Source organism: Streptomyces yaizuensis (assembly GCF_034961445.1).
GTDB lineage: Bacteria > Actinomycetota > Actinomycetes > Streptomycetales > Streptomycetaceae > Streptomyces > Streptomyces yaizuensis.
The window spans coordinates 1-25,966 of sequence record NZ_BSBI01000009.1; the positions used below are offsets into that span (position 1 = coordinate 1).

Annotated in this window: 17 protein-coding genes and 1 pseudogene; 8 read left to right on the forward strand and 10 right to left on the reverse strand. The window is 73.3% G+C overall.

The window, feature by feature from the left end; genetic code table 11:
• The first annotated feature begins 586 nt into the window (after positions 1-586).
• The gene (locus SYYSPA8_RS21215) at positions 587-3,088 is read left to right on the forward strand and encodes a DEAD/DEAH box helicase (protein ID WP_323449107.1); all 2,502 of its coding nucleotides are present in this window, start codon (positions 587-589) and stop codon (positions 3,086-3,088) included.
• 1,422 nt (positions 3,089-4,510) lie between these two features.
• Positions 4,511-5,884 carry a cytochrome P450 gene (locus SYYSPA8_RS21220; RefSeq protein WP_323448836.1) on the forward strand — a complete coding sequence of 458 codons (1,374 nt, stop codon included), beginning with the start codon at positions 4,511-4,513 and terminating at the stop codon, positions 5,882-5,884.
• 1,098 nt (positions 5,885-6,982) lie between these two features.
• Here SYYSPA8_RS21220 and SYYSPA8_RS21225 read toward each other — a convergent pair.
• The 5 genes and pseudogenes from SYYSPA8_RS21225 to SYYSPA8_RS21245 all read right to left on the reverse strand — a co-directional run bounded on the left by SYYSPA8_RS21225 (position 6,983) and on the right by SYYSPA8_RS21245 (position 12,023).
• A complete protein-coding gene (locus tag SYYSPA8_RS21225; protein ID WP_323448837.1) occupies positions 6,983-7,321 on the reverse strand; it encodes a thioredoxin family protein in 339 nt (112 codons plus the stop codon).
• 81 nt (positions 7,322-7,402) lie between these two features.
• Positions 7,403-7,762: pseudogene (locus SYYSPA8_RS21230) on the reverse strand (DEAD/DEAH box helicase); the annotation flags it as partial.
• 611 nt (positions 7,763-8,373) lie between these two features.
• The gene (locus SYYSPA8_RS21235) at positions 8,374-9,423 is read right to left on the reverse strand and encodes a methyltransferase (RefSeq protein WP_323448838.1); all 1,050 of its coding nucleotides are present in this window, start codon (positions 9,421-9,423) and stop codon (positions 8,374-8,376) included.
• A gap of 1,047 nt (positions 9,424-10,470) precedes the next feature.
• On the reverse strand, positions 10,471-11,736 hold the full coding sequence (locus SYYSPA8_RS21240; RefSeq protein WP_323448839.1) for a peptidoglycan-binding protein: 1,266 nt from the start codon (positions 11,734-11,736) through the stop codon (positions 10,471-10,473).
• The gene (locus SYYSPA8_RS21245; protein ID WP_323448840.1) at positions 11,733-12,023 is read right to left on the reverse strand and encodes a hypothetical protein; all 291 of its coding nucleotides are present in this window, start codon (positions 12,021-12,023) and stop codon (positions 11,733-11,735) included. The genes SYYSPA8_RS21240 and SYYSPA8_RS21245 overlap by 4 nt, the downstream gene beginning before the upstream one ends.
• A gap of 789 nt (positions 12,024-12,812) precedes the next feature.
• On the opposite strand from SYYSPA8_RS21245, the gene SYYSPA8_RS21250 reads away from it, so the two are divergent.
• Entirely contained in the window at positions 12,813-13,169 is a 357-nt protein-coding gene (locus SYYSPA8_RS21250) for a hypothetical protein (RefSeq protein WP_323448841.1), read from the forward strand.
• 205 nt (positions 13,170-13,374) lie between these two features.
• On the opposite strand, the gene SYYSPA8_RS21255 is transcribed toward SYYSPA8_RS21250, so the two are convergent.
• From SYYSPA8_RS21255 to SYYSPA8_RS21265, 3 genes are all read right to left on the reverse strand, one after another.
• On the reverse strand, positions 13,375-13,911 hold the full coding sequence (locus SYYSPA8_RS21255) for a hypothetical protein (RefSeq protein WP_323448842.1): 537 nt from the start codon (positions 13,909-13,911) through the stop codon (positions 13,375-13,377).
• 263 nt (positions 13,912-14,174) lie between these two features.
• Positions 14,175-14,837 (reverse strand): response regulator transcription factor, encoded by a 663-nt coding sequence (locus SYYSPA8_RS21260; protein WP_323448843.1) that lies wholly within the window; start codon positions 14,835-14,837, stop codon positions 14,175-14,177.
• 44 nt (positions 14,838-14,881) lie between these two features.
• The gene (locus tag SYYSPA8_RS21265; RefSeq protein WP_323449108.1) at positions 14,882-16,108 is read right to left on the reverse strand and encodes a sensor histidine kinase; all 1,227 of its coding nucleotides are present in this window, start codon (positions 16,106-16,108) and stop codon (positions 14,882-14,884) included.
• 189 nt (positions 16,109-16,297) lie between these two features.
• Between SYYSPA8_RS21265 and SYYSPA8_RS21270 the strand changes: the two genes are divergently transcribed.
• The 5 genes from SYYSPA8_RS21270 (at position 16,298) to SYYSPA8_RS21290 (ending at position 21,916) form a co-directional block, all read left to right on the forward strand.
• Complete coding sequence (locus SYYSPA8_RS21270) at positions 16,298-17,308, forward strand: ABC transporter ATP-binding protein (RefSeq protein WP_323448844.1); 1,011 nt, start codon at positions 16,298-16,300, stop codon at positions 17,306-17,308.
• A 2-nt stretch (positions 17,309-17,310) separates the two neighbouring features.
• Entirely contained in the window at positions 17,311-18,042 is a 732-nt protein-coding gene (locus SYYSPA8_RS21275; RefSeq protein WP_323448845.1) for an ABC transporter permease, read from the forward strand.
• A gap of 445 nt (positions 18,043-18,487) precedes the next feature.
• Positions 18,488-19,138, forward strand: coding sequence for a response regulator transcription factor (locus SYYSPA8_RS21280; protein WP_323448846.1), 651 nt, complete (start codon positions 18,488-18,490; stop codon positions 19,136-19,138).
• 94 nt (positions 19,139-19,232) lie between these two features.
• Positions 19,233-19,904, forward strand: a complete 672-nt coding sequence (locus SYYSPA8_RS21285) for a DUF4255 domain-containing protein (protein WP_323448847.1) — start codon at positions 19,233-19,235, stop codon at positions 19,902-19,904.
• Positions 19,901-21,916, forward strand: coding sequence for an ATP-binding protein (locus tag SYYSPA8_RS21290; protein ID WP_407706047.1), 2,016 nt, complete (start codon positions 19,901-19,903; stop codon positions 21,914-21,916). Before SYYSPA8_RS21285 ends, SYYSPA8_RS21290 begins: the two co-directional genes overlap by 4 nt.
• 91 nt (positions 21,917-22,007) lie before the next feature.
• On the opposite strand, the gene SYYSPA8_RS21295 is transcribed toward SYYSPA8_RS21290, so the two are convergent.
• Positions 22,008-23,729, reverse strand: coding sequence for a COG1470 family protein (locus SYYSPA8_RS21295; protein ID WP_323448848.1), 1,722 nt, complete (start codon positions 23,727-23,729; stop codon positions 22,008-22,010).
• A 121-nt stretch (positions 23,730-23,850) separates the two neighbouring features.
• Positions 23,851-25,833 (reverse strand): AfsR/SARP family transcriptional regulator, encoded by a 1,983-nt coding sequence (locus SYYSPA8_RS21300; RefSeq protein ID WP_323448849.1) that lies wholly within the window; start codon positions 25,831-25,833, stop codon positions 23,851-23,853.
• Positions 25,834-25,966 lie beyond the last annotated feature (133 nt).

Genomic DNA, 25,966 nt, shown 5'->3' on the forward strand with positions numbered 1-25,966 from the left:
CCCGCGGAGCGGGACCCCAGGCGGCAAGCCGCCTGGGAAGCGAGCGACTCCGCTGGCGCTCCGTCGCATTCCCCCGCAGGCGGGGGAATGGGCTTCCGCAGGCGGAAGCCTGAAGGCCTGAAGGCGTGTCAATCCCGCAAGCGGGATTGAGGGGATTCCCGCAGGCGGGAATCCGGCGCGCTCCGCGCGGGCAGTAGCGGGAAGGAGTGCATCGGGTGGGCTGTGTGTAAGTCCAGTGATTCTGGGCTGTAGCTCCCGGGTGGTGGAGGGTCAGGGCAGGGTGATGGGAGTGTCGGCCGGCTTGGGTTTCGGCGAGAGGGTGGGTTCTTTGAGGCGATATCGGGCCGCGGTTCGGGGCTGTTCTTCTTGCTGTCGCCAGGGGTTCCACTCTGCCCGTTGACTGTCTTGGGTGGGGCAGGTTTGAGGCAACTTCACTTGCTTGCGGGATGCCGGCTCTGCACGCTGTATCGGTGTGATGCAGCGTGTAGAGTCAGCATCTTGCATCGCATCCTTCTTCATCCGGTTGGGTGCTGTCGGAGTCTTTTCTGAATGTTCCTCATTTCTCGGCTCAAGGAGTACGGAGAGAATGGCTTTTGACCTGCGTACCCATCAGGTGGAGGCCGTTGACGCGATTATTCGTGGTCTCGATATTCCGCCTGGGAAGAGGGTTCCCCGTGCCGGTATTCGTGGGCAGGTGCGGGCGGCTTGTGGTACCGGGAAGACGGTCATCGCGGCGGCCGCGTCCAGGCGGATGCTGCCGCACGGGCGGGTTCTGGTGGTGGTGCCGACGCTGGAGCTGCTCACGCAGACGGTGAGGGAGTGGCGGAGGGTCGGTCACGTGGGGCCGGCGGTTGCGGTGTGCTCGCTGGAGGACGACGCGGAGCTGTGGTCGCTGGATGTCCGGTGCACCACCAGTCCGGTGCGCCTGGCGCTGTGGCACGGCACCGGGCCGGTGACGGTCTACGCCACCTACGCCTCCCTCAGGGTGCTCGCGGAAGCGTTCCAGGGAGCGTACGGGCAGCGGCTGGCACCGATGGACCTGACGGTCATCGACGAAGCGCACCGCACCTCGGGGTCACTGGGGAAGACATGGGCGGACGTCCACGACAACAGCCTCATCCCCACAACCCGCCGGCTGTACATGACGGCGACGCCACGGATCTGGCAGGAACGCCCGCCGCACTGGGAGGTACAGGAGGGGAGGCGGGATCCGCTCCCGGAAGAGACAGCAGCCTCGATGGACGACACCGGCATTTTCGGGCCCGTGCTGTACGAGCTGACCCTCGCCCAGGCGGTGACGCTGGGGTTGCTGGCGCGGTATCAGATCATCGTGGTCGAGCTCCAGGATCCGGTCGTGACCCCGGAGCGGCTGTGGAGCGAGGAGCGGCATGAGGAGGAGCTCCGGGGGCAGCGTCTCGTGGCCCTCCAGGCGGCGATGCTGCGCACTGCCGTCGAGCACGGTCTGAAGACCATGATCACTTTTCACCACCGGACGATTGAGGCGGAGGCGTACGCCACCGGGCTGCCGGCGGTGGCGCAGCGGCTCCGCCAGGCCGACCCGGACCGGTATCCGGAGACGATCTGGGCGGACTGGCTCCAGGGCGAGCACGCCGCCGAGCGGCGCCGGCAGGTCCTGGGCGAGTTCGCCGTCCGGGCCGGGCTCGCCGTCCTCTCCAACTGCAAGGTTTTGGGTGAAGGGGTCGATATCAGGGCGGTGGATTCCGTCGCTCTGCTCGACCCGAAAGGCGCACCGCACGATATTGTCCAGGCGATCGGAAGGGCTTTGCGGCAGAAGCCGGGTGAGGGGAAGCTGGCGTCGTTGATCGTGCCGGTCTTCCTGGGGGCCGAGGAGGAGCCGGAGGATATGTTCACGAGCGGGTCGTACAAGCCGCTGGTGGACGTTTTGCAGGGTTTGCGGGCGCATGATGAGCAGGCGGTGGAGCTGTTGGCGGTTCCGCAGGAGCCGCAGCAGCGGTCGGTGGAGCCCTCGGTCCGTATCGGGCCGGCGCCCGGGGAGGGCGAGGCCGAGTCGCGGCTGCTGCTCCGGTTCGCGGCACCGCGGGACCCGGTGATGATCGCCGAGTGGGTCAGCTTTCATGTGATCGACACCGAGCGGCAGGACTGGGCCCGCGGGTACGCCGCGCTCAAGCGCTACGCCGCCCGGGAAGGCCATGCCCGTGTCCCCTTCGGCCACCGTGAGCAGCCCGGCCCGTACCCGCTGGGGTACTGGGTCAGCCGGCAGCGCAAAGCGTTCCGGGCCGGAGCCCTGTCGGGGAAGCGGGCCGAGCGGCTCGAAGGGCTGGGAATGGTATGGGAAGCGGAAGACGCCACGTTCGCCGAAAACCTCGCCGCCGCCCATGCCTGGGCCGAGCAGCACTGGGGCCTGTGCGCCCCGCGGGCGGCCGTCGCTCTCGGGAAGCCGGTCGGGCAGTGGCTCTCCAACCAACGCCGTCCCGGCGTCCTCGACGGGTACCCGGAACGGGCCGCCGCGCTCGCCGGGATCGACCCGGACTGGAACCCCACCTGGCCGACGGAGTGGCAGCGGACCTACGCCTACGTCCGTGAACTCCTCACCGACGAGGATGTCCCTGGGCTCCCGGCTGAAAAACCCGCCGGGGGGGTGGTGCTGGAACCAGGCGTCACCGTTCACGGTGTCGATGTCGGCCGGTGGCTGAAGCGGCAGCGCCAGCACACCATCTGGCAGGCACTGACCGAAGGGCAGCGCGAGCGCCTGACCCGGCTCGGCATCCAGCCGCTGCCCGCCCCCGCGACAACGCGGGAACAGCCGGGGAAAGCACCGGGAAGAGTGTCGGGGAAGGCACCGGGGAGGGCTGTGGGTTCGTTTGAGAAAGGCGTGGCGGCCCTCGCTCAGTACCGGGCCCGTACCGGCACTGTCGTGGTCCCCCGCGGACACACAGAGGTGTTGGAGGTGGGGTGGGGGCCGGACGGGGCCGGTGAACGGACCTCAGTTCGGCTCGGGGTGTTCCTGTCCAACACGAAGACCCGGCGGGCGGGACTCGCGGAAGACAGACTCCAGGTGCTCGCCGCACTCGGACTCAACTGGGCGAGGCCAGCAGCAGCGGCGTGAAGCAGCAGCGGCGGCGTGATGCGGTGGAAGAACGGGGAACACGGAAACCATCCGAGCGGAGACCATCCGAGCGGGGGCCGGGAACCGGCACCAACCCGCCAGGAAAACCACCACTCAGGCCAAGGGGTGCGGACCTGCTCACCACAGTGCAACAGTCTCGCGGCCCGGCCGCCAAGGACACCCCACCGCACCCGAGCGGAGCCGACACAATCGCCCCACCTGCCAGACCCCGACGAAGCCCCCCCGGGGGGGGAGCCCACCACCCCGGGGGGCCCACCACCCCGGGAGGGGAGCCCACCACCCCCGGGGACGAACAGGCCCAGCCTCCGCACACACCGGACCCAAAGACCGAACCCGACCGGCCCACCACCCCGTTCACCGAACAACGCCCACACCCCCACCTCATCCCGACCGGAAGACGGACCATCCACACCCCCGAGAAACGATCCCGTAGGCACGGAAAAAGCCGCAGAATGACAAGACCCGACACCAACAACACCCCCACCGGGTCTCCAGCAGTTCGCCCGCCTCCAAGGGGGCCGAGCAGCGACACTGTGACGCCTGTCCACGAGACCCGGCAGTGATACCACCCTCGCCCCGCTGCCAGGCCGGGCAGCAGCGCCATAACACCGAAGCGGGGGAATCCCGGGCCGGGGGTCGGCCCGCCGCCACCGGACCCCCGCGTACGGGCCCTCCCCCAGCAGCAGCCCCTCTGCGCAGTGCTTCACCCACCCGGCTGCCGGCAGCCGGCAACGACACGGTGAAGACGGGGCCGTTCACCCCGCGCTGAACTCCCTCGGGCCCGGGCTCCGGCCCCGGGGCCTGGTTCGAACTGGTGTGTGCAGAGCCGGGTACCCCCGGACCGCGACCCCAGCAGGCGCCCGGCAGCCAGCGGGCTCCCCGGAAGAACTGCCGTTGCGTCCGTATGCGCAGGGAGGTTCTCCCCGGCCCGTTGCGGCAGTCGCTCCCCGTGCCGGTGGTCCGCGAGGGCGGCTCGGCGGTGAGCCGGTCACCGATGGCCGGCAGAAGGGTGCGGGTCCTGTCCGTGCCCGGGAGGGGGACGGCGGGCGGGCCACGGGGATCCCGGGCGGCGGGGCGGGGCGGGAGGACCCGCTCGGTGGGGATCCGCCGGCCGCGGCAGGCCGGCCGGGTATGACGGCATGACCCGAAGATGTCCGTGTGCGGCGCAGCGGAGACTCTTCCCGGCCCGTCGCAGAGGCGCGGCCGCCGTAAACGTGTGTGATCGCTTATCCGCTGCCGGATGGGGGAAGAACTGCCGGAGCCATCCGGCGCCGGGAGGTGGCAGGGGCCGGCAGACCCGCGGGCGCAGTGGCGTACGGAGCGGACCCGGGGGCCGCCGCAACGGCGGTGATCCGGCGGACGGTCCCACTGGCGCGCAGGAAACGGACAGGACGGACAGGGATGACCATGGCCGAGACCGCGTTCACCCGGGCTGTCGCGCCCGGTGCTCTTCCCTTGCTGGGACACGCGCTGCGTCTGTTGCGCGATCCGCTGCCGTTCGTGTCCTGCCTGGCGTCCCATGGTGACCTGGTGGAGATCCGGCTGGGGCCGCAGCGCGTGTACATGGTCTGCCATCCGGAACTGCTGCAGCGGGTGCTCACCGACGACCGGACCTTCGACAAGGGCGGGCCGCTGTTCGACCGGCTGCGGGACTTCATGGGCAACGGCCTGGCCACCTGCCCCCACGCCGACCACCGGCGCCAGCGCCGGCTCGCTCAGCACGCGTTCCACCACCAGCACATGGAACGCCATGGTGCGGTGATGACCCATCAGGTGGAGCTCATGCTGGACCAGTGGGAGGACGGGCAGGTGATCGATGCTTTCCCCGTCTTTTCCGCCTACACCCTGCGGACGGTCGCACGCTCCCTGTTCACCGCGGACCTCGGTGACGACCGGGTCGGAACCATCCGGCGGACCTTCACCGATGTGCTGGCCGGCGCGCTGCCCAGGATGCTCGTCCCCGACGCGTGGCAGCGCCTGCCCCTGCCCGGAAACCACCGCTACCGCGAGGCGAACCGGATCCTCACCGACACCGTCAACAGCGTGATCGCACAGTACCGGCAGGACGGCACCGACCACGGCGACCTGATGTCGATGCTCCTCGCGGCACGCGACGAGGACGGCGGCGGCCTGAGCGACACCGAGCTGCGCGACCAGGTGGTGAACCTGTTCGTGGCCGGCGGGGAGACCCCCGCGGCTGTACTCAGCTGGGCCGTTGCCGAACTCGCCGCCCACAGGGGCGCGGAGCGCCTGCTGTACGAGGAGACCGACCGGGTCCTGGCCGGACGCGTGGCCACCTGGCACGATCTCCCCCGGCTGCCCCACACCACCCGGATCATCCACGAGACACTGCGCCGCTACCCCGGGGCCCTGATGATCACCCGGGCGGCCAGCCGCCCCGCACAACTCGCCGGAGACCCGCTGCCAGCGGGCTCCGTCATCGGATTCAGCCCGCTCATCCTCCAGAGCAGGCCCGACTACTTCCCCGCGCCCGAACGTTTCGACCCCGACCGGTGGCTGCCCGAGCATGCCCTCGCCATGCCCCGGGCCGCCTTCGCCCCCTTCGGCGGCGGGCCCCGCAAATGCATCGGTGACACGTTCGCCATGGCCGAGATGACCCTCGCCCTCGCCAGCATCGCCGCCCGCTGGACCTGGCGGACAACGAAACCGACCGACCTGCGCCCGGCCCTGTCACCCGCAGCCGTCCGCCCCCGCCGCGTGTCCCTGCAACTCACCGCCCGCACCCCGGCCCGTACCCCGCCGACCGGGAACTGACTGCCCCACACACAGGAAAGTCCTGCCACACCCGGACAGGCCGGACCACCACACCCACCACACCCACCGGACACCACACCCGCCGAACACCACACCCACCGGACACCACACACAGACCACAACGGGCGGAGTACCCGCAGGGTGACACCGACACCACAACACCCCGGCCCCATCACCAGAACAACCCTGCCGGCCTCCGGCAGCGTCACCGGGACACCGGAGTCCGGGGCGCGCAACATCAGGCCGGCCCACCGAGTACAGCCGTACAGGAGGCAGCCGGCCGCCCCCGGTCCCCGGTCCCCGGTCTGCGGTCCCCGGTCTCCGGTCTCCGGTCTGCGGTCTCCGGTCTGCGGTCTGCGGTCCCCGGTCTGCGGTCTCCGGTCCGCCACCACAGCGGGTGCCGTACCCGGCCCCGGTGAACACGGCCGCAGACGTCATGACAGCGGCAGCACGCCCGCCATCACCGTCCCGGTTCCACCAGCCGGGCCCCGGCATCGGGACGGAACTCGCGGACCACAAAAATCCGCACCGCCTCCGGCAACAGCAGCCCAGCCCGCAGCCCGGTGACCCTTCCCCGTGAGCACCCACAACCGGTATCCCGGCCCCAGCCGGCCCTCCCACACACCCAAGCCCTCCCAACACCCAAACCCTCCACACACCCGAGCCTCCCCAACACCCGGGCCCTCCCCAACCCGCTTGAGGGCGTTGAGGGTGCCCCTCCCCCGTGCACCGGTCGCCCGCTGGAAGACACCGGGGCCCCCAGAGCGGCACAAGGGCCGCCGAACACGGCGCGGGACCGTAACGCCCGGGACTGACCTGCGGACACGCGCCCGGCGGGCGGGACGGTCACGGACAGGGCGACGGAAAGGACGGCCGGTGGAGACCACCCGCCCGCAGCGCCCCGGTCCAGGCCGTCAGCAGGACGCGGACGTGCACACGGGCCGGGGCCACCCTGAAGAGACACCCCTCGACCACGGTCCGGCGACCGCACTCGGTCGCCGTGTCCGTTCCGGGTGGGGCACCTCCGGAGACCAGGCCGGGTTCTTCGCACGCCTCAGTGCGGCGGGGCGCCATCTCGCCGGCCGGTGTGCGGTCTGCTCACAGGTGGGCGTCCAGGAACGCCCCGAGCGCGGTCCTGGCCATCGGACCGCTCCCGGCCGCGGTCGCCTCGCCCCGATCGATCAGCACGAAGGAGGGCGCGCCGGTGACACCGTACCGGCGTACCGGGCCGGGGCACCTGGCGATGTCGGCCCGTACGACGATCAGCCGCCCCTGGTAGGCGTCGGCCACCTCCCGCACCAGGGGCTCCATTTCCTTGCATGCCGCCACGGCCTTGGGCCACACACCGTGGAAGTACGCGAGCACCGGGACGTCCGCCCTCGCCAGGATGAACGCGAACTCGGCGTCCTCCCGGGGCTGATGGACCCTGACGGTCATGGGCACTCCCTGACGCTCCACTCGACGCGAGGCAGCGGGTGCCTCCTTGTGTGTCCTGACCGCGGCGGCCCGCACCGCCCGTCAGCGGGCCTTGCGCACACGCCCGGCCCTGCGGGCCTCCGCCATCATGCGCGCCTCCGTGGCCTTGCGGGATTCCTTCGGCGGGCGGCCCGTCGGGGCGCCCAGACCCCGGAACGCCGCGTTGCCGGTCTGTCCCCTGTCCTGCACCGGCGGGCGCTTCGCGCCGGTGAGGGTGGTCAGCCTCTCCTCACCGGAACGGACCTGGGTGACCGTGGGCCGGATCCCGGCATCCGCCATCATCCGGTTCACGTCCCGGCGCTGCCCGGGCGTGACCAGCGTGACCACACGGCCCGACGCGCCGGCACGCGCGGTACGCCCACCACGATGAAGATAATCCTTGGATTCAGAAGGCGGATCGACCACCCGCTCCGGGGTACACGCCGCCCTGCCCCCGCTGCCGGGACCGGACCCTGGCCTGTCACCTGATCCGGGCACGGCGTCTGCGCGCTCACGGCATCCTCCGGGCGGGTCGTACGGTCACGGTACGCGTGCCGGGGGCGGCAGGGAGAGGGGTCCGGCGAACCCCGTCCGGCCGGCAGGCGGACGTGCTGAATTCCCGCAGCCGGTCGGGATGGTACCGAGGGCGGTGTCCATCGCGGAGCGGACGGCCTCGTCACGGACAACGGCTTCATCGTCCGCCCGGCCAGCTCCGCCCGTGTCGGTCCGGGCGTGGGGGCTGCCGGTCGGCAACGGCCTGTGCTCCGTCGTCGCCGCAGACCGTGACGCCGCCCTGGCTCGCGTCCATGAACGGCTCGGGCGAGGTCATGTTCAGGCCGGTGCTGGCGAGGCCGAGCCGTACCTGTTCGAGGAGCCGTTCGAGGGCGACCGGGTGCAGGCCCTCTGCCAGACGCAGGAGGGGCTGCTTCCTCCTGGCGCTGGTCGATGTCGGCGGCTTGCCGCCCCGGGCGCTTGCCGTCCCCGGCGTCCGGGGCCGGCTGCGGGGCCCGGGGGCCCGCCGGGCCGGGGCCGGGTCAGTCGCCGGCGGCGACCCCCTCGACGACCGAGGGCACCGTCTTTGTGAGGATCACGCGTGTGAGGTGCAGCCCTGCCGCGCGGAAGAGTTCCCCGAACTCCGCCTCGGTCCGTTCCCGTCCGGCGAGCGAGGCCATCATCATCAGGTCGAGGCCCTTGCCCTGGTGAGGGGTGTTCCCGGTCGGCAGCACCGAGTCCACGACGAGGACCCGGCCGCCCGGCGCCATCGCCTCCCGGCAGTTGCGCAGGATCGTCACGCACTGCTCGTCCTCCCAGTCGTGCAGAATACGCTTGATCACATAGGTGTCGGCGCCCGGGGGAACCCCCTCGAAGAAGTCGCCGGCCGCCAGCTCCCACCTGCCGCTCGTCGCGGGGACATCGAGCCGGTGGCCGGGCAGGACATGCGGCCGGTCGAAAAGCACCCCGCGCACGCCCGGGTGGGCCGTGAGCACCTCACGCAGCAGACCGCCCTGGCCACCGCCGACGTCGACCACGGTGCTGCCGGGCGCGAACGAGCACACGGCCACCGAGGGGCCGTCCTCGGCACGGGAGACCTCGGCCATCCCGTCATCGAAAAGCGCGGTGACCTCGGGGCTTTGCGCGAAGTGCTCGAAGAACGGCCTTCCGAAGAGGGACTCGAACACCGACCCGCCCTCGGTGACACACCGCGTCAGCTCCCCGGCCGGCAACCACATCTCCGGCCCGGTGATCATCAGGATCGCGGCGCGCACGGACGCCGGGGCCTCACCGCGCAGCGCGTCCCCGGCCACGGTCAGGCGGAAAGTGCCGTGCTCGACCTCGTCGAAGAGACCGCGCGTCGCCAGCAGCCGCAACACCCGGTAGAGACTGCCCGTGTCGACGCCGGTCGCCCCCGCCAGCGCGGCGACGTCCCGGGGGCCGTTCGCGAGGTGGTCGGCTACCCCGATCGCCGCCGCGGCCCGCAGGGCGGCCGGGAAGAGATAGCCCTCGGCAAGGTCGATCAGAAACGCCGCGGACCGCCTGCCATCCGGGTCGGCATCAAAGGGCGCGGCAGCGGTTTCGGCCGTCATGGCGGGACTCCGTTCCCTCGAGTGGTCCTGTTGCCGGGTCCGGTGGGCCGCCGTTCGTCTCCAGAGTCTTCCGTCTCTGATCACACCCGACGGCCGCCACACCCCGCTTCCCGGGATTCCTCCCAGCTGAACGGACTGTACGGCCTCTCCGCCAGCCCCGGGAATGCACTGCTCACACCCCTACGTCCCGGGAACCATACGGCCCCAGGCCGGATCACGGGACAGATGCGACAGTCGCCGCCCGGAAAGCCCCATGCCACACCCAGTCCACCACGCGCATTCACCACATGTACCCGACTCGTCACAGGACCCGGGCCCGGGAGCGCCCCGACGGGTGGTGTGCCAGAGCGCTCTTCTGGGGCAGGGCTCTTACCGGGCCGGGCACACCGTCCACGAGTCCGACCCCGTCGGATTCCTCGCCAAGGTCCGCGCGTTCCTCGGCGCTCTCTGATCGGAGCGGTGGGCGGCGGCGACCAGGACCGGGGCGCCGCTCGGATCGGACCGAGCGGTCCAGGTCACTCCTCCGGGCGGAGGTGCAAGGCGTCATCGTGGTCCGGAATAACGCGGATGTCGCCATCAATATCTCGGGGAACACAGTAACCAACCTCGGAAGCAACGCCGCATGCAACCCTTACAACATTCCCAGGGGTGCTGTTCGAGGCTGCTACGCTCCGACGATTCCCGTGGGCACGGGAAGGTCTCTGAACGCCTTCAGTCACGTCACCATGAATACGAACTACGGCGGTGTCACCACATACGCCTACGCCACGACATGAAATAAATAGCGACCCTGCTGTGGTGTATCCGCTCAAGTGGTAGGACGGACCCAGGACCCCCTCCCCCGGACGCCGCACATCGAACGTGGACGCCCGGCACCCAGAAGTGCCGGGCGTCCACGTCATCCTCATCGCCTTCCGCCCGGCACTCCTCTGCCGGACCGCCTCCAGCGCGATCCGCCGTACGACCTGCTGAGCAGCCCACTGCCCCGGCGGCCGGCAGGGCGGGAAGACGGCCCCGCCGGGCGGGGTTGGTGCGGCCCGGGGCCGGTCAGGGGGTACGGTCTGCGAGCTGCTGGTCGTAGAGGCTCGCGGGGAGGACGGGCGTCCCGGGGGAGACGATCTCGCCGTCGCTGCCGTCGAGCAGGGTGCCGGTGCAGCCGAAGGCCCAGTTGTGCGCGGTGGGCGGGCCCTGGACGCGATAGCCCTCGGTCACGCAGTTGTACGCGGTGCTGTTGGCATCGGACCAGCCGTGTCCGCTGCCGCGGTCGCCATTGTTGACGAGGAGGAGGGACCCGTCGACGCTCAGCTGGTCGTAGAGGGTGCCGCTGCCCCAGCGCTGATGGCCGCCGGAGTCATAGGTGGTCTGGACGAGGGTGGCGGTGCACCGGGAGAACACATTGGGTCCGGCCTGGCGGCCGTAGGTGGTGAAGGCGTGCACCTTGGTGGCGGTGACCTGGCAGTCCCGGACGAGGTTCTGCTGACCCTGGAGAAGGTAGGCGTTGGAGCGGGCGGAGCTGTCGGTGGTGATCATGTCGAGCATCTGGGTGCGCAGGACGGAGACCCGGCGGCTCTGCGGGCCGAGTCCGGTCTGTCCGGCTCCGCCGAAGCGGCGGGCCACCACATTCGACACCCAGGAGTCCTCGACGGCGTTGAACTCCCAGAGGGCCGCGTTGTGGAAGCCGGTGGCATAGGCGGGGTCGGCGGACATGGCCCCACCGTCGGCGCTGAGGTTCTCCAGGCCGACCCGGCTGATCCGGGGGAAGGTGTAACGGTAGACGGTGGCCTGGGTGTACTGCTGTTCCAGCGCTGTGGTGAGAGGGACGTCCAGGGTGACCCGGTTGCCGCTGATCGCGGTGATCCGCCGCTCGAACCGCAGGCTCCAGTTGGGGGTGAAGATGCCGCGCATACCGATCGCGTCGATCCACTCCTGTGTGGTGGGCCGTTCCACCACGATCGCGCTCCCCACCGTGAGCCCGGCGGTGGAGGAGAGGGTGAGCGCGGTGCCGCCCACGGGCACATAGGCGTCGGCGACCCGGGCGGGGGTGCCCACCACCCCGTAGGACGCGGTGTTCCCGAAGGTGATCAGGGTGCGGGCGCGGGCACCGTCGGCGGCGAGGACGGTGGCGCCGCCGGAGCCCCGGAGCACCACCCCGGAGGCGGTGATACGGAGGGTTCCGCCGATCCGGTAGCGGCCGGGCGCCAGCCGTACCGCGCCCCGGAAGCCCTGGGCGTCCAGCGGCAGTGCCGCGGCGGTGTCGATGGCCCGCTGGAGGGACGCGGTGTCGTCGCCGCCGGAGGGGCCGGGCGCGGTCACCCGGGCGGGGACGGCGGGCAGGGCACACCGCCGCCGCCGTACCCGGCGTGGGAGTAGTCGGGCACCCGGTTGCCCTGGGCATCGCGGCCGTAGACCAGCTTCCCGCCGCTCAGGGCCAGCCAGCGCACCGCCTCCGCCCCGGGAACGGCCCGGACGGCGCTCTCCGGTGTGGGCGGGGCGGCCGGGGTGCCCCGCGCGGGCAGGGCGGAGGCGGCCAGAACGAGGACCGCGGTGGCCATGAGGAGCGGTACGCGTGTCAACGGGGCGGTACGGAAAAGGAGTGTCACCGTCGTCTCCTGGGGTGAGGGTGGAGCGACCCATGAGAACGGGCACCGGGGGCGGCGGGTTCATCGCACCGGCCGTGGCCGGCCCGTTCCGGACGCCGGTTGGATCAGCTGGCCCTGTCCCAGTGGCCTCACCGGTTCCCTCTCCGGGGTGTGCGAGGTGGGGGGCCGGACCGGGGCCGCCGGGTGGGCGGCCAGGCCACGGCAGGGTTCCCGGAGCGGGGGGCCGGCGTGGCGGGCGACGGATCGTGGGCCGTCCCCCCGCCGCCGGTCGCGGCGAGGGATATGGCGCGAAGACAAGGGAGCGGGAGAACGGAGCGGGACGACCGGACGGGACGACGGAACAGGACCGTCCGCGGCGCTCTCCGGTTCCGCCTCGGTTCCGCTCCGTGCCGCACCGGTACCGGTCCGGTACCGGTCCGGTGCTGCTTCCGGCTGGTACGGCCCGCCCTTCCGGCCAATCCTCCTCGGCGAACCCCAGCCGTGGCGGAAGCGTACGGCCGGACACCGGCATACCTCTTCCATGGGACGGAGCAGAGGCACCAGACATCTTCCGGACAGAGTTGGGGGTGGCCTGAACCGAGAGAACCTGTCCGGGTGGGCGCCTGCCGCCTTGCCCCGGTCCGGCACCTGTGTTCAGCATCGGCCCGCCCCGCACGGCTCCCCCGACGCCTCGACCGTCAGGGCCCGTGCCGTCGTGGCCGTGCACGGTACGACCCGGTGCGACCCCGTGCGACCTGGTCGGACCTGGTACGAGACCGAGCGGCCCGGATCGAGAGAAGGCCACAGCCCATGAGTAAGCCCATCAAGGGTGGCGCGTTCCTCGCCACCGGTCTCCTGCTTCTGTCCGGCGGAATGGCCCTCCTGGGGCCCGCCGCCTCCGCCGCCCCGATGGCATCCACCGCCCCGGTGGTCCCCACCACAGCGACAACGCCTCCCGGGGCGGCCGGAACCTGTCGTACGACGGGGTGGGAGTGGATCCAGGGCAACCTCGTCTACGCCACCTGTCTGCGGACGAACGTGAACATCCGGGTGCTCTGCAGCAATGGGGTCACCTATCAGAGCAACCCGGTGTGGAAGTACGAGAACAACCAGGTCAGTTGTCCCGGTGGCACGAATGTCCAGACATACACCACCGCCTATCGCTGAGCCCGCCGCATGAACGGTGGCCGGGTCAGGGCGTGCGGCCCGGCCAGAGTGTGCGGTACGCGTCGTTCAGCCGGGTGCGGTAGAACTCCGCGAGCCTGGCGACGGCCGGGGTGACACAGGAATCCCTGTCTAGAGGTCGACATGGCCGGCGCCCCCGATCCAGAGGAACTCCTTCGGCCGGGGGCCTTCGCGAACGCCTCCACGCTCATCCACGCGGTGACGGCCTCGCGTCCGGCGACCATGAGGAAGGGGAGGTGAACAGGTCGAAGGCGTCGAAGGCGTCGAAGGCGTCGAAGGCGATCATGTGGTCGACGCTGCTCCAGGTGAACTCCGCCGCCGAACGGGGGTGCCGGACCCTGGGCGTACGGCAGTACTCCCAGCCGTCGTACACATAGGAACCGCCCCTGCGTGCCTCCTCCTCGCTCGCGGGGAAGAGCGGGAACGTCCCGGTGCCCTCGCCGCGGGCCTCGGCGGTCCGGGCCTCGGCGGCGGCATCCAGCAGGCTCTGGACCACCGCCGGGTCCTGGGTGCCATCGGCGCCGAACCTGAACCGACGGGCGATGTCGAACCCGCTGACGGTGGCGACGGCCCCGACCCGGTGGTCAGTCGCCGTCGCCAGCGCGTAGCCGCCGGAGGCGCGGACGGCCATCGCTCTCGCCCTGGTGAGCGGCGGCGGCCGGGCGCGGCGCGGGCAGTCCCGGCCGGAGTCGAGCAGCCGGTGCCCATCTGTTCGTCCGGCCAACGTCTCCTTGCAGCCTGACCAGAGCCTGGCCGGGGTGACGGGAAGCCGGACTCACGGATCTTGTCCCAGGAGCAGGCGAGCCGGCGCATCGTGGCCTTGAACTCCTCCAGATGCCGCGTCCGCACAGACTCGCCCTCGGCTCCCGCCACCGTCCTGCTGGGCCGCCGAACCGGCGTCCCGGCGTGGAACCGGCCCGGCCACGCAGTGCCCACGGACCGCCGTCGCCGCGGCGGTTGTCGATGGGACGGAGGGTCTTCCCCGGCTCAGCGCGGGGAGACGAAGCCGGACTCGTACGCCGCGATCACCGCCTGGGTGCGGTCGCGGGCCCCCAGTTTCGCCAGGACGGAGCTGACATGGGACTTCACCGTCTCCGTCCCCACCACCAGCCGACCCGCGATCTCCGCGTTCGACAGGCCGCGTGCCATGAGGCGCAGTACCTCGCCCTCCCGTTCGGTGAGTACCGCCCGCAGCCGCCCCGCACGGTCCGCCGTGGGCCCGTGCTCGTCGCCGTAGGCGGCGGCGAGCCGCCGCACCGCCGTAGGGAAGAGCAGCGAATCGCCCGCGGCCACCAGCCGGAACGCGTGGACGATCTCCGCCGGGCGGGCCCGTTTGAGCAGGAATCCGTCGGCGCCCGCGCGCAGTGCTCCGTACACGTACTCGTCGTTCTCGAAGGTCGTCACCACGATGATCTTCGGTGGGGTGGGCACGGTGCGCAGGACGGCCCGGGTGGCCTCGATGCCGTCCATCAGGGGCATACGGACGTCCATGGCGACGATGTCCGGCCGCAGTCGCCGCACCAGCGGGATCACGGCGGCGCCGTCGGCCGCCTCCCCCACCACGGTGATGTCGGGCTGGGCGTCGAGGACGGCGGCGAGGCCGGCCCGGACCAGCGGTTCGTCGTCGACCAGCAGCACGGTGAGCGGCACCCGGTCAGCCCAGGTCGCCGTGGGAGGGGCCGGTGGGCGGGCGTTCACCGCAGGGGGAGGTCGACATCGAGCAGCCAGTCGTCGCCGGTCCGGCCCGCCCGGGCGGCGCCGCCCAGGAGTGCGGCCCTCTCCCGGATGCCGCGCAGCCCGCTGCCCGGGCCGGGGACGGGTGCCGGGGCGGGGGTGGTGGGCAGGGGGTTGCGGACCTGGAGGAGGAGGCGGGTGCCGGTGACGGTGATACGGACCCGGACCGCGACGGGCGCGGGGCCCGCGTGCCGCAGGACGTTGGTGAGGGCCTCCTGGAGCATGCGGTAGCCCTCGCGGGAGGCCGGTCCCGGAACCTCCTTGAGGGGGCCGGTCACCCGGGCGTCGACCCGGGCGCCCGCGGAGCGTGCCGAGTCCAGCAGGAAACCCGCCTCGCCGAGGGTGGGACGGGCACCCGCGGGCGGGCGGCCCGTCTCGCGCAGCACCGCCAGGACGCGTTCCAGGTCCTCCAGCGCCGCCCGCCCCGCCTCCTCGATGGTCTCCAGCGCCCGGTCGGTGAAGCCGGGGTCCCCCGCCGTCCGGGCGGCGCCCGCCTGGACCACGGCGAGGGTGAGCGCGTGGCCGAGGGAGTCGTGCAGTTCGCGGGCGATGCGGTTGCGTTCCAGCAGCCGCTCCGTACGGTCCTCCAGCTCGGCCAGCCGTTCCCGCGCGGAGGGGCCCAGCAGCCGGCGGGCGGCCGCCCCCATCATCGCCCCCGCCGCGGTGGCCAGCGCGAGGGCCACCGCCGCGGGCACCGGTGCCAGCAGGACGCAGACGCCGCCGCTGCCGGTCACCCCCGCCAGGGGACCGATCATCCCGTCCCGGGCACCGCCCGCACCGGCGAGCGTCAGCGTCATCGCCATGAGCTGACCCGTCACCAGAACCGCAGCGAGCCCCGCCTCCATCCGCAGCACCAGCCAGGCCCCGGTCCTCGCCCGGTCGCTCCAGGAAGCGGAGGGGACGGCGGAGACACCCGGCTCCCCCGCGCCGGGCACCCGTGCGTGCGGCCCGGGGAAGAGCATCAGCTGTGCCTGGAGCCCTTCCGCCCGGCGTACCACGGGGATCAGGGCCACCACCAGGACCAGCGGGACGGGCAGGAGGGCGACGACCATCCAGTCGAACGCGGTCGGGCGGCTCAGGCTCGGGTACACCATGCCGCAGGTGAGGGGCACGATCGCGCCCAGGAACAGATGGAGCCAGCGGGTCCAGGTAACGGCCCGCGTCAGCGGCGCGACCACCCCGAGCAGGAGCACGGCAGGCCGGCGCAGAAACACGGCGGCCGGGCGCGGCGGCCCTGCCGCCCGGGCCTGTTGGAGGGGACCTGACATGACGTCATCGTCCCAGAGCCCCGCCTGCCCCGGCCTCCCCCGTACGGGGGAGAGCGCCCCCACCGGCGGGGGAAGCCGGTACCGCACTGGTCCGGCCAGGCTGGTGGCATGATCAGTATCGAGGTCACGGACCTGACGAAGACGTACGACCGCAATCGGACAGCGCTCCTGGGGCCGACGTTCACCGTCCGGCCCGGCCGCGTCACCGGATTCCTGGGACCCAACGGCGCCGGGAAGTCCACCACCCTGCGGCTCCTGCTCGGTCTCGACCGCCCCGACTCCGGCTCGGCCACCCTCGGCGGCCGGCCCTACGCGGCCCTCGGCGAGCCCCTGCGGACCGTGGGCGCCCTGCTGGATACGGAGGCGGTCCACCGTGCCCGCACCGCCTACGGTCATCTGCGCTGGCTCGCCGTCAGCAACCGCCTCCCCCAGCGGCGGGTGGAGGAGGTACTGGCCGCTACCGGACTCACCGCCGTGGCCCGGCGCCGGGTGGGGACGTTCTCGCTCGGGATGCGCCAGCGGCTCGGTATCGCCGCGGCACTCCTCGGCGACCCGGCCGTCCTGATCCTCGACGAGCCCTCGAACGGGCTCGACCCGGAGGGGATCGTCTGGATCCGCCATCTGCTGCGCCGGCTCGCCGCCCAGGAGCGTACCGTCCTGGTCTCCAGTCATCTGATGGGCGAGACGGCCGCGTTCGCCGACCATCTGGTGATCCTGGCCGGGGGGCGGCTCCTCGCCGACACACCCGTCGGGGACTTCCTCGAACGGAACGGGCGGGCCCGGGTCCGGGTACGGGCCGCCGACCCGGCGGCGCTGCGGACCGCGCTGCTGGCCAGGGGGTACGGGGTGGTCGCCGACGGCGACGGCCGATGGGTGGTCGAAGGCGCCGGAGCCGGGCGGGTGGGGGAGATCGCGGCGCACGCGGGAACAGCCGTGAGGGAACTCTCCGAGGAACGCGCCTCGCTGGAGGAGGCCTATCTCGCCCTGACCGCCGGGGAGACGGACTTCACCGCGACCGGCACGACAGGCCCGGAACCGGAGCGGGGGCGGGCGGGCCGGGGAACACCGCCACCGGACACCCCGCCGGCGGACAGCGACGGAACCGGGCGGAAGGGCTGACCATGTCCTTCACCGCCGTACTCCACTCCGAATGGATCAAGGTCACCTCGGTCCGGGCCGTCCTCGGGACACTCCTCGCCGTCCCGGCCGTCTCCCTCGCCGTCACCGTGCTCGTCCTCGCCACCACCGGCGCGTCGGACGCGTACGGCGACGACCCCGTCCACCGCGCCTTCTACGCGATCGGCTTCGCCCAGATCGCCGCCGTCGCCTTCGGGACCAGCGCCGTCGCGGCCGAGTACGCCGCCGGGGCGCTGCGGATCTCACTGGCGGCCGTCCCGCGCCGGGGGGTGTTCTACGCGGCCAAGACCGCGGTCGTCGCCGGCGCCGCGCTCGGCGTGGGGCTCCTCACCTCGTTCGCCTCGTTCTTCGCGGGCCAGGCGTTCCTGGGCGAGGACGCCATCGGCCTGGGCACGCCCGGGGCGCTGCGGGCCTGCGTCGGCGCGGGCATCCACCTCGCGCTGATGTCCGCGCTCGCCGCAGGGCTCACCTGTGTGCTGCGCAGGGCCGCCCTGGTACTGGGTCTGCTCATCCCGGCGTTCCTGATCCTGCCGTTCGTGATCAGCGATGTCGCCGGGAGCGCCGTCCGCTATCTCCCGGACCGCGCCGGGCAGCAGATCCTCCACCAGGACCCGGCCGGCGGCCCGGGCGCCTGGACAGGGCTGACGGTGACGGCGCTGTGGGCGGCAGCGGCGCTGCTGGCCGGGTGGGCGGCAGTCCGCCGACGCGACACCTGAGACCGCCCTCCAGCGGCACCGGCACCATGCACCGCGCCACCGTCGGCGGAGGACGCGATACCGGATACCCGCCGCGCACAGGGCCCATGACCATCGCCACCGCCATCGTGCGGATTCCCTGCCCGTAGCACCGGACATACAGAACCTGTACCGACACCGTCCCACAGAACCCGTGACGACAGCCGCTCCCCACCCCACGCCACCGCCTCACCCTCCGTCACTTCCGTGCGGTGCCCCGCCGTGAGGGACCGCCCTGACCCGCCCGGATGCATCGCGCGGGCGCCCCGCCTGCCGTGCTCGTACCGCCCCACACCGCACCACCGGTCCGGGATTCAGCCGGTGTTAAGGGGTGTTGAGTCGCTGTTGATTCCCTCCGGCGAAGCTCTGGACTCCGGTCGTGGGCCGACGAAGCGGACCGGGGTACCGAGCGAGAGGGGACGGACAGGTGGGCCAGTTGCCTGCGGAACGTTTGCGGGTGGGCATCCGGGCGGGTGATCCGATCGGGCGGGCCGGGGTGATGAGCCTGCTGCGGCACCAGGGATCCGTCGACGTGGTCGACGAGGGCGGGGCCGACAGCGGCGCGGGCGTGGTCGTGATGGTGGTCGACCAGGTCGACGAGCCGGTCACCGCCGACCTGCGGCGGTTCGCGCGCGGGCTGGAGCGGCCGGTCGTCCTGGTCGCGCGCGAGTTGCGCGAGGACGACCTGCTCACGGTCGTCGAGTGCGGGGTGCGGGCGATCCTGTGGCGGCACGAGGCCACCGAGAGCCGGCTGCTGAAGGCCGTGCACCGGGCGGCCCGGGGCGAGGGGGATCTCCCGGTCGATCTGCTGAACCAGCTGCTGACGCAGGTGGGACGGCTGCGGCGGTCGGGGGGTGAGGACAGCGGCACGGGCTCCGTGCCCCTCCTCGGCATGGCTCCGCGGGAGGTGGACGTGCTGCGGCTGATCGCCGAGGGCCTGGACACCCGGCAGATCTCGCAGAAGCTCGCCTACTCCGAGCGGACCATCAAGAACATCCTGCACGGCCTGATGACCAGGCTTCAGCTCTCCAACCGGGCCCATGCCGTGGCCTTCGCCCTGCGCGAGGGCTACATCTGACCGGAGCGGGATCCCGCCGGAGCCCGTGGCGGCCTCCGCGCGGCCCGGCCCCGCGGCACGAGCGAACACCCTGACGAAAGTTGTCTTCATTCTCATGATCCACGAGATCGACGAGGCGCTGCGGCGCCTGTTGCGGGACGGGGCCCTGCCCGAGGGGACCGGGGAGGTCGCCTTCGACGCGCCGACCCGGGAGTGGGCGGCGCGCCGGAACGCCCCGACGGTCAACGCCTATCTGTACGACATCCGCGAGGACGTGGCGCGGCGTGAGCGGGGTGCCTACGCCGAGCGGGACGAGCGGGGCGTGGTCGTGCGCCGGCGGCAGCCGATGCGGTGGTACCGGTTGTCGTATCTGCTGACGGCGTGGACCACCCGGCCGGAGGACGAGCACCGGCTGCTGTCGGGTGTCCTCGCGACGCTGCTGCCGCACGAGCTTCTGCCCGCCGGGTCGGTCCCCCGGGCGCTGGCGGAGCACCGGCCCCAGATCGCGTTGACGGTGGGCGTGCCGCCGGCCGAGTCGCGGTCCCTGGCCGACATCTGGTCGGCGCTGGGCGGGGAGTTGAAGCCCTCGCTGGATGTGGTGATCACCACTCCGTTCCCGGTCACTCCCGTCTACCCGGTCGGACCGCCGGTCACGGAGGTCGAGGTCAGGGTGGAGGACCGGCGGGGCGAGGGCCCCCGGGCCCGCCCGCGGGTCATCCGGGCCGAAACCCGGCCAGGGCAAGGGCCAGGGCAGGGGACGGGGACGGTCCGGGGAGCGGACACGTGACCGGGGCCGCAGGTGCCGGAGCGGGGCCGGACGCCGGTGAGCTGCTCACCGTGCTGGAAGGACTGCGCCGGGCGGTGGCCGCGCGGGTGGCCGCCCGGGCGGCGGCGGACCCGGCCGCGGACGACCCCCTGCGGGGGATGTACATGACGCACGAGGCCGCGGCCGGGCTGGCCGCCGTCCCCGTCGGGTCGGGGGACGGCGCCGTGGCGGGACTGCCGCCGTTCGGCGCACGGCTCGGGTCGCTCCTGGACGGGTTCGGCCTGTCCCCGCTCGACGGCTGGATCCTCCTCGCCGGGCTCGCCCCCGATGTGGACGGCCGGTTCGAGGGCCTGTACGGGTATCTCAACGACGACGTCTCCCGCCGCCGCGCCACCGTCGCGCTGGTCCTGGAGCTGATGGGCACCGGCCCCTGGGACCCGTCGGCCCGGGCCCGGTTCCATCCGGACGCGCCCCTGGCCGCCGGGGGGCTGCTGGTGCTGGAGGACGAGGACCGCCCCCTGCCGGGGCGGGCCGTGCGGGTGCCGGAGCGGGTGGTCGCCCATCTCCTCGGGGACGAACGGCCGGACGCCCTGCTGACAGGCGCCGGCGCGCAGTGGCTGCCGGCCACGCCGGCCGCCGGGCGGGACACGGAGGACGGGACCGCGGCCCGGATCGCCGCGTACGGACAGCCGGTCCGGGTGCATCTGCGGGACCGGGGGGACGGCGCCGGCGCCGAGGCGGTGACGGAGGCGCTGCGCGGGAGGGGCCGGGCCGTGCTGCGTTACCGGCCCCGGGGCGACGAGACCGACCCCGGGGTGGCGCGGACGCTGTTGCGCGAGGCCCGGCTGCGGGGCGCGGGGACGGCCCTGGTCGTCGGGGAGCTGCCGACGGCGCCGGGCCCGCTGGTACGGGCGTTGACGGAGCAGGAGGACGTGACGGTCGTGCTGACCGGCCCGGCGGCCTACGACCCGGGGTGGGCACCCCGGTCCGTCGTGATCCCGGTCGAGAGCGGGCCGGCGGGCGCGGACCCGCTGAGTGTGTGGCGGGAGGAGCTGCCGGGCTTCGAGGGGGACATCGCGGCGGCGGTCGGCGCCTACCGGACGGGCGGGGAACGGGTCCGGCGCGCGGCGCGGGCCGCTGTGGCCCTGGCCGGGTTCGAGGGGGTGCCGGTGGGCCCCGGGCACATCCGCTCCAGCGCCCGTCTGCTGTCCGCCCCGCTGCTGGGGCGGCACGCGCGGTGCGTACGGCCGGCCGTCGGTTTCGGGGATCTCGTCCTGCCCGAGGAGCCGCTGGGGATGCTGGGGGAACTCGCCGCACGGGCCCGCCACCGCGACCGGGTCCTCGGCGATTGGCGGCTGCGGACCGGCGGCGGCCGCGGGCGGGGCGTGGTGGCCCTGTTCGCCGGGGACTCGGGGACCGGCAAGACCCTCGCCGCCGAGGTCGTGGCCGGAGAACTGGGCATGGACCTGTATGTGGTCGACCTGTCGTCGGTGGTCGACAAGTACGTCGGCGAGACGGAGAAGAACCTGGAGCGGATCTTCGCGGAGGTCGACCGGACGGACGCGGTACTCCTCTTCGACGAGGCCGACGCGGTGTTCGGCAAACGGTCCGAGGTGCGCAGCTCGCACGACCGGTACGCCAACCTGGAGAGCGCCTATCTGCTCCAGCGGCTGGAGGCGTTCGACGGGATCGCGATCCTGACCACCAATCTGCGGGCGAACATCGACGAGGCGTTCACGCGGCGGCTGGACGTGGTCGTCGACTTCCCCTTCCCCGACGCGGAGGCACGGCTGCGGCTGTGGCGGTCCTCGCTGGCCGGGGCGCCCCGGGAGGCAGGGCTTGAGGACGCACTGACCGTGTTCGCGAAGGAGTTCGAACTCGCGGGCGGTGCGATCCGGGCGGGAGCGGCCACCGCCGCCTATCTCGCCGCCGCCCGCGGCGGGGTGGTCACCGCCGACGACGTGCGGACCGGGGCCCGGCGGGAGTACCTGAAGTCGGGCCGGCTGGTCCCGGGGACGGGGTGGGGGCCGTAGGGCGGCAGAGGCGGGGCCCCGCTCGGTCGAGCGGGGCCCCGTGTACGCCGTCGCCCGGCGGGCCGCTCCGCGCGGCCCGCCGGGTTTCGGTTCAGCGGCCGTGGCGTCCGGTGCCGTTGACCGTTCCTCCGACGAGGGAGTAGATGGTGGCCCAGTTCGCGACACCGGTCACCGGCAGGCCCACCTGATTCTGGTAGTGGGAGACGAGCTGCTCCATCGTGGCGTTGTAGGTGGTGGGCTCCCCGTTGCGGCCGCCGGACTTGTAGTACTCGACGCCCAGCCGGGAGTAGCCGCGGAGCCGGTTGACGTCTCCGTCGGAGAGGCTGGCCTGCGTCGCCCACCACAGCGAGGACCGCAGCTTGGTCACCGCGAAGTTCTTTGACCCCGGGGAGACCTCGGAGGGCGAGATGGCCTGGGCCCACAGGGAGGTCATGGTGGCCCGGCTGAGCGTGCCGTACGGGTCGGTCCTGGTCAGGGCCCGGGTGGTCTTCGTGTTGTTCATCACCGCCTGCTGGTAGCAGCGCAGGGACCGGTCGGTGAGGTCGTCGATGACGCCGGCCGTCCAGCCCTGGCCGAGGGTGCAGGCGTTCTTGGAGCCGAAGGTGGCCATCCGGTACTGGGCGAAGAGCACCATGTCGTCGGACTGGTAGCCCTTCTTGAACGGCGGGCCGACCGGTGCGGCGGGCTTGGCGGGCGGCGGGGGCTTGGGAGCCGGCGGCGGCGGGACGGGCCTGCGGTCCGGGACGGAGCCCCGGTCCGGGGTGGAGGGGTTGTCCTGGGCGGGAGGCTTGTCGCCGCCTCCGGAAGCAGGCCGGCGCTCCGGGGTGGAGGGGCCGTCACCGCCCCCGTCACCACCACCGTCGCCGACCCCGGCCGGCGGGCCGTCGCCCCCGCCGCCGTCCCCCGGGTCGGGGCCGAGGTCGAAGTCGTCCTCCGCGTCGGGCGGCGGCGGGCCTCCGGCGTCCTTCTCCTCGCCGGAGTCCGGCGCGGGAGGAAGCGCGAGAGGCGAGTCCTTCCCCTGGGGGACCGGCCGGGGGGCCGGGGCGGCCCTGGTCTCGCCCGCGGAGCTGCCGAACTTCGGCGCGAAGGCCAGCCAGATGGCGACGAAGGCCACGCACGCGGTGACCAGCAGCCCTCCGGCGACGACGAGCCACGGCGGCAGCACGGGACGCTGGTCGAAGCTTCCGCTGAGGTCGTGGGCGCGCTCGTCACCGGAGCGGCGGACGGAGAGCGTCAGCTGGTGCTGCTGCTCGGTGCCGGTCCAGCGGACCTGCTGGGGCCGGACGGTGAGTCCGGCGAAGGCCGCGCGGCCGGGGGCGACCTGGACGCTGTTCTGGTCCAGGTCGAAGGTGAGGCTGTTGCTCTCGTCCCGGGCGGTGAGCGAGGCCGTCAGGGGCGTGTTGCCGAGGTTGTCGACGGCGACGCGGGCCCGGCCCCGGAACCGGCCGATCATGTTGGAGGGCAGCAGTTCGGCCCGGATCTCGGTGAACGAGGTGACGGTGGCCTGTCCCTCGACCACGGTGCGCAGGTCCGGTCTCTCCCGGGGTTCGACCCGGATGCCGTACGGAGCGGGGCCCGCTGCCGCGTCGGAGGTACGGGGCGGTGCGAACGAGATCTCGGCCGTGCCCTCCGTACCCGGGTAGAGCCGGAGCACGTCGGGTTCCACGCGGGACCAGCCGGCGGGGGCGCCGACGAGGGAGAGCCGGTACTCCTCCACCGTGTCTCCTGTGTTGCGGAGCCGCAGCCGCGCGGTGGCGTGTCCGCCCGGGTCGAGGGTGAGAGCGGAGGGCTCCAGAGACGTCCAGAGGGTCATGGGAGGAAGGTTAAGGAGCGGGCGGGCCCGTACCGAGCCCGAAGGGACCGCCCCGGGGGCAGTGCCGATTGCCCCGGGGGCCCGCCGAGCTGCCCGTCCGGCCGGGCCGTACGGGCCGCGGTCAGGAGAGGGGGGCCGGGCCTGCGGTGAGTGCGCGGGGGGCCGTGGCGGGGGATTCCGGTGCGGCGGCCGCCGCCACGGGCCCGTCGAGGGCATCGAGGACATCGAGGCCAGCGGGAGTACCGGGGCCGCCGGGGCCGCCGAGGACATGGAGTGCCTGTCCACGGGCGGCGAGGGCCAAACCCCGGCAGATCGGGTCCCTGACGGTCCGTTCCAGGGCGAGGGCCTGGGTGGCGCAGGCCGCCGCCTCCTCCGGGTGGCGCTGGGCGAGGGCGCCCTCGGCCAGCCGGGCCCAGGCATGGGCCTCCCAGCGCGGCTGGCCGGTGCGCCGGTGGTGGTGGCGGGCCTCCCGCAGATGGGCGACGGCCCGGCCGGCGTCGCCGAGGGCGAGGTGGGCGCATCCGACGTGGTGGAGGACGGTGCCGAGGGTGTGGGGGTCGGCGAGGTCGCGGGCCTCGTCGAGCGCCCGGGCGGCCGCCCTTTGGGTGGCGTCCGCGTCGGCGAGCAGGGCGTGGGCCCGCACGGTCAGGGCGAGGGCCCGCGCCCGGTGGTGGGGGGCGTCGAGGGCAGTGCTCCGGTCCCGGGCCCGCTCGCTCCAGGACAGGGCCTCCTGGGGGCGGTCGGTGAGGACGAGGAGGAGCGCCAGGTCGAGCGCGCCCTCGGCCAGGTCCTGGGGGTCGTCGGCGGTCCCGGGGTGCCGCAGGGCCCGGCGCAGCCGGTCGGCGGCGCGGGCCCGGTCGTCGGGGCCGGCGGGGGGTGCGGCGGCGAGGACCCGCAGGGCCCGGCCGGCGGTGCGGGTGTCGCCGTGCCGGCGGGCGGCGGCGAGGAGCCGGTGGGCAGAGTCGGTGGGGCGGTGGCAGTCGGTGGTGCCCCGGACGAGCCGGGCCCAGGCCGTCAGCAGGTCCGCGGCGGTGCCGAGGGCGGCCGGGGCGCGCCCGCTGGTGGGCCGGCCGGTCCGGGAGCCGGGGAGGCCGTCGAGGGCCGCGGCGACGGCGGCGGCGATCCGCCTCTGGAAGTCGTCGGGGAGTGCGGTGGGAGGGGGCGGGGGTGCCGGGACGGGCCGGGGCGGGGCGGGGACGAGGTCGGGGCGGAGCCGGGTGAGCGCCGTCCGGGTCTCGGCGAGGAGCCGGTCGAGCGTGTCGGCCGGGGCGGCCGGGGCCCCGGCGGCGCGGGTCCGGGGGGTGCGGCCCCGGGTGGGGGCGCCGGGGGGTGTGCCGCGCAGGCGGGTGTGGAGGGCGGACAGCTCGCGGCCCGGGCCGACGCCGATCTCCTCGGCGAGGGCGCGGCTGGTCTCCTCGTAGACCCGGAATGCCTCGGCCTGCCGGCCGTCCCGGTGCAGGGCCTGCATCAGAAGGGCCTGGGTGCGTTCGCGCAGGGGGTGTTCGGCGGCGAAGGCGCGCAGGTGGGGAATGGTGGTGGTGTGCCGTTCGAGGGCGAGGGAGCAGTGGAAGTACTCCTCGCGGGCGGTGAGCCAGAGTTCGGTGAGCCGGTCGCGCTGGCGTTCGGCGTGCGGGCCGGGGAGCCCGGTGAGGGGGGTGCCGGACCACAGGGCGAGGGCGGCGTCGAGTTCGCGGTGGGCGCCGGTGGTGTCGCCGGCGGTGCGGAGCCGGCCGGCCTGGGTGGTGCGGCGTTCGAACTCGGCGCTGTCGAGGGCCCCGGGGCTCACGCGCAGGAGGTAGCCGTCGTCGGTGGAGACGAGGACGGTGGCGGCGGAGCGGGCGGGCCGGTCGGGTTCGAGGAGGCGCCGGAGCCGGGAGACGTAGGTGCGCAGGGTGCCGACGGCACGGTCGGGGAGGCGTTCGCCCCACAGGGCGTCGAGGAGTTCGGCGGTGGAGACGGGCCGGTTGCCGCGCAGGAGGAGGACGGCGAGGAGGGCGCGCTGCTGGGGGGCTCCGAGGGCCAGGGGCCGGCCGTCCCGTTCGCCGTGGACGGATCCGAGCAGGCGGAACCGCAGTCCGTCGTGAGCGTCACCGCTGCCCCGCATGACCGTCATCCTGCCCTTTCGGTCGGTCGTCGCCGTGCAGGGGAAACGGTAACCGGTGCGCGGGGGAACGGGTTCCACCGGCCCGGGGCCGTGCACGGCGGGCCCTGCCGGGCGGGTCGGGCCCGGGGCCGGG

Excerpts from the sequence above, each read along its gene's own strand:
- SYYSPA8_RS21215 (WP_323449107.1), top strand. The coding sequence starts at position 587 with ATGGCTTTTGACCTGCGTACCCATCAGGTGGAGGCCGTTGACGCGATT.
- SYYSPA8_RS21220 (WP_323448836.1), top strand. The coding sequence starts at position 4,511 with ATGACCATGGCCGAGACCGCGTTCACCCGGGCTGTCGCGCCCGGTGCT.
- SYYSPA8_RS21225 (WP_323448837.1), bottom strand. The coding sequence starts at position 7,321 with ATGACCGTCAGGGTCCATCAGCCCCGGGAGGACGCCGAGTTCGCGTTC.
- SYYSPA8_RS21235 (WP_323448838.1), bottom strand. The coding sequence starts at position 9,423 with ATGACGGCCGAAACCGCTGCCGCGCCCTTTGATGCCGACCCGGATGGC.
- SYYSPA8_RS21250 (WP_323448841.1), top strand. The coding sequence starts at position 12,813 with ATGAGTAAGCCCATCAAGGGTGGCGCGTTCCTCGCCACCGGTCTCCTG.
- SYYSPA8_RS21270 (WP_323448844.1), top strand. The coding sequence starts at position 16,298 with ATGATCAGTATCGAGGTCACGGACCTGACGAAGACGTACGACCGCAAT.
- SYYSPA8_RS21275 (WP_323448845.1), top strand. The coding sequence starts at position 17,311 with ATGTCCTTCACCGCCGTACTCCACTCCGAATGGATCAAGGTCACCTCG.
- SYYSPA8_RS21285 (WP_323448847.1), top strand. The coding sequence starts at position 19,233 with ATGATCCACGAGATCGACGAGGCGCTGCGGCGCCTGTTGCGGGACGGG.
- SYYSPA8_RS21295 (WP_323448848.1), bottom strand. The coding sequence starts at position 23,729 with ATGACCCTCTGGACGTCTCTGGAGCCCTCCGCTCTCACCCTCGACCCG.
- SYYSPA8_RS21300 (WP_323448849.1), bottom strand. The coding sequence starts at position 25,833 with ATGCGGGGCAGCGGTGACGCTCACGACGGACTGCGGTTCCGCCTGCTC.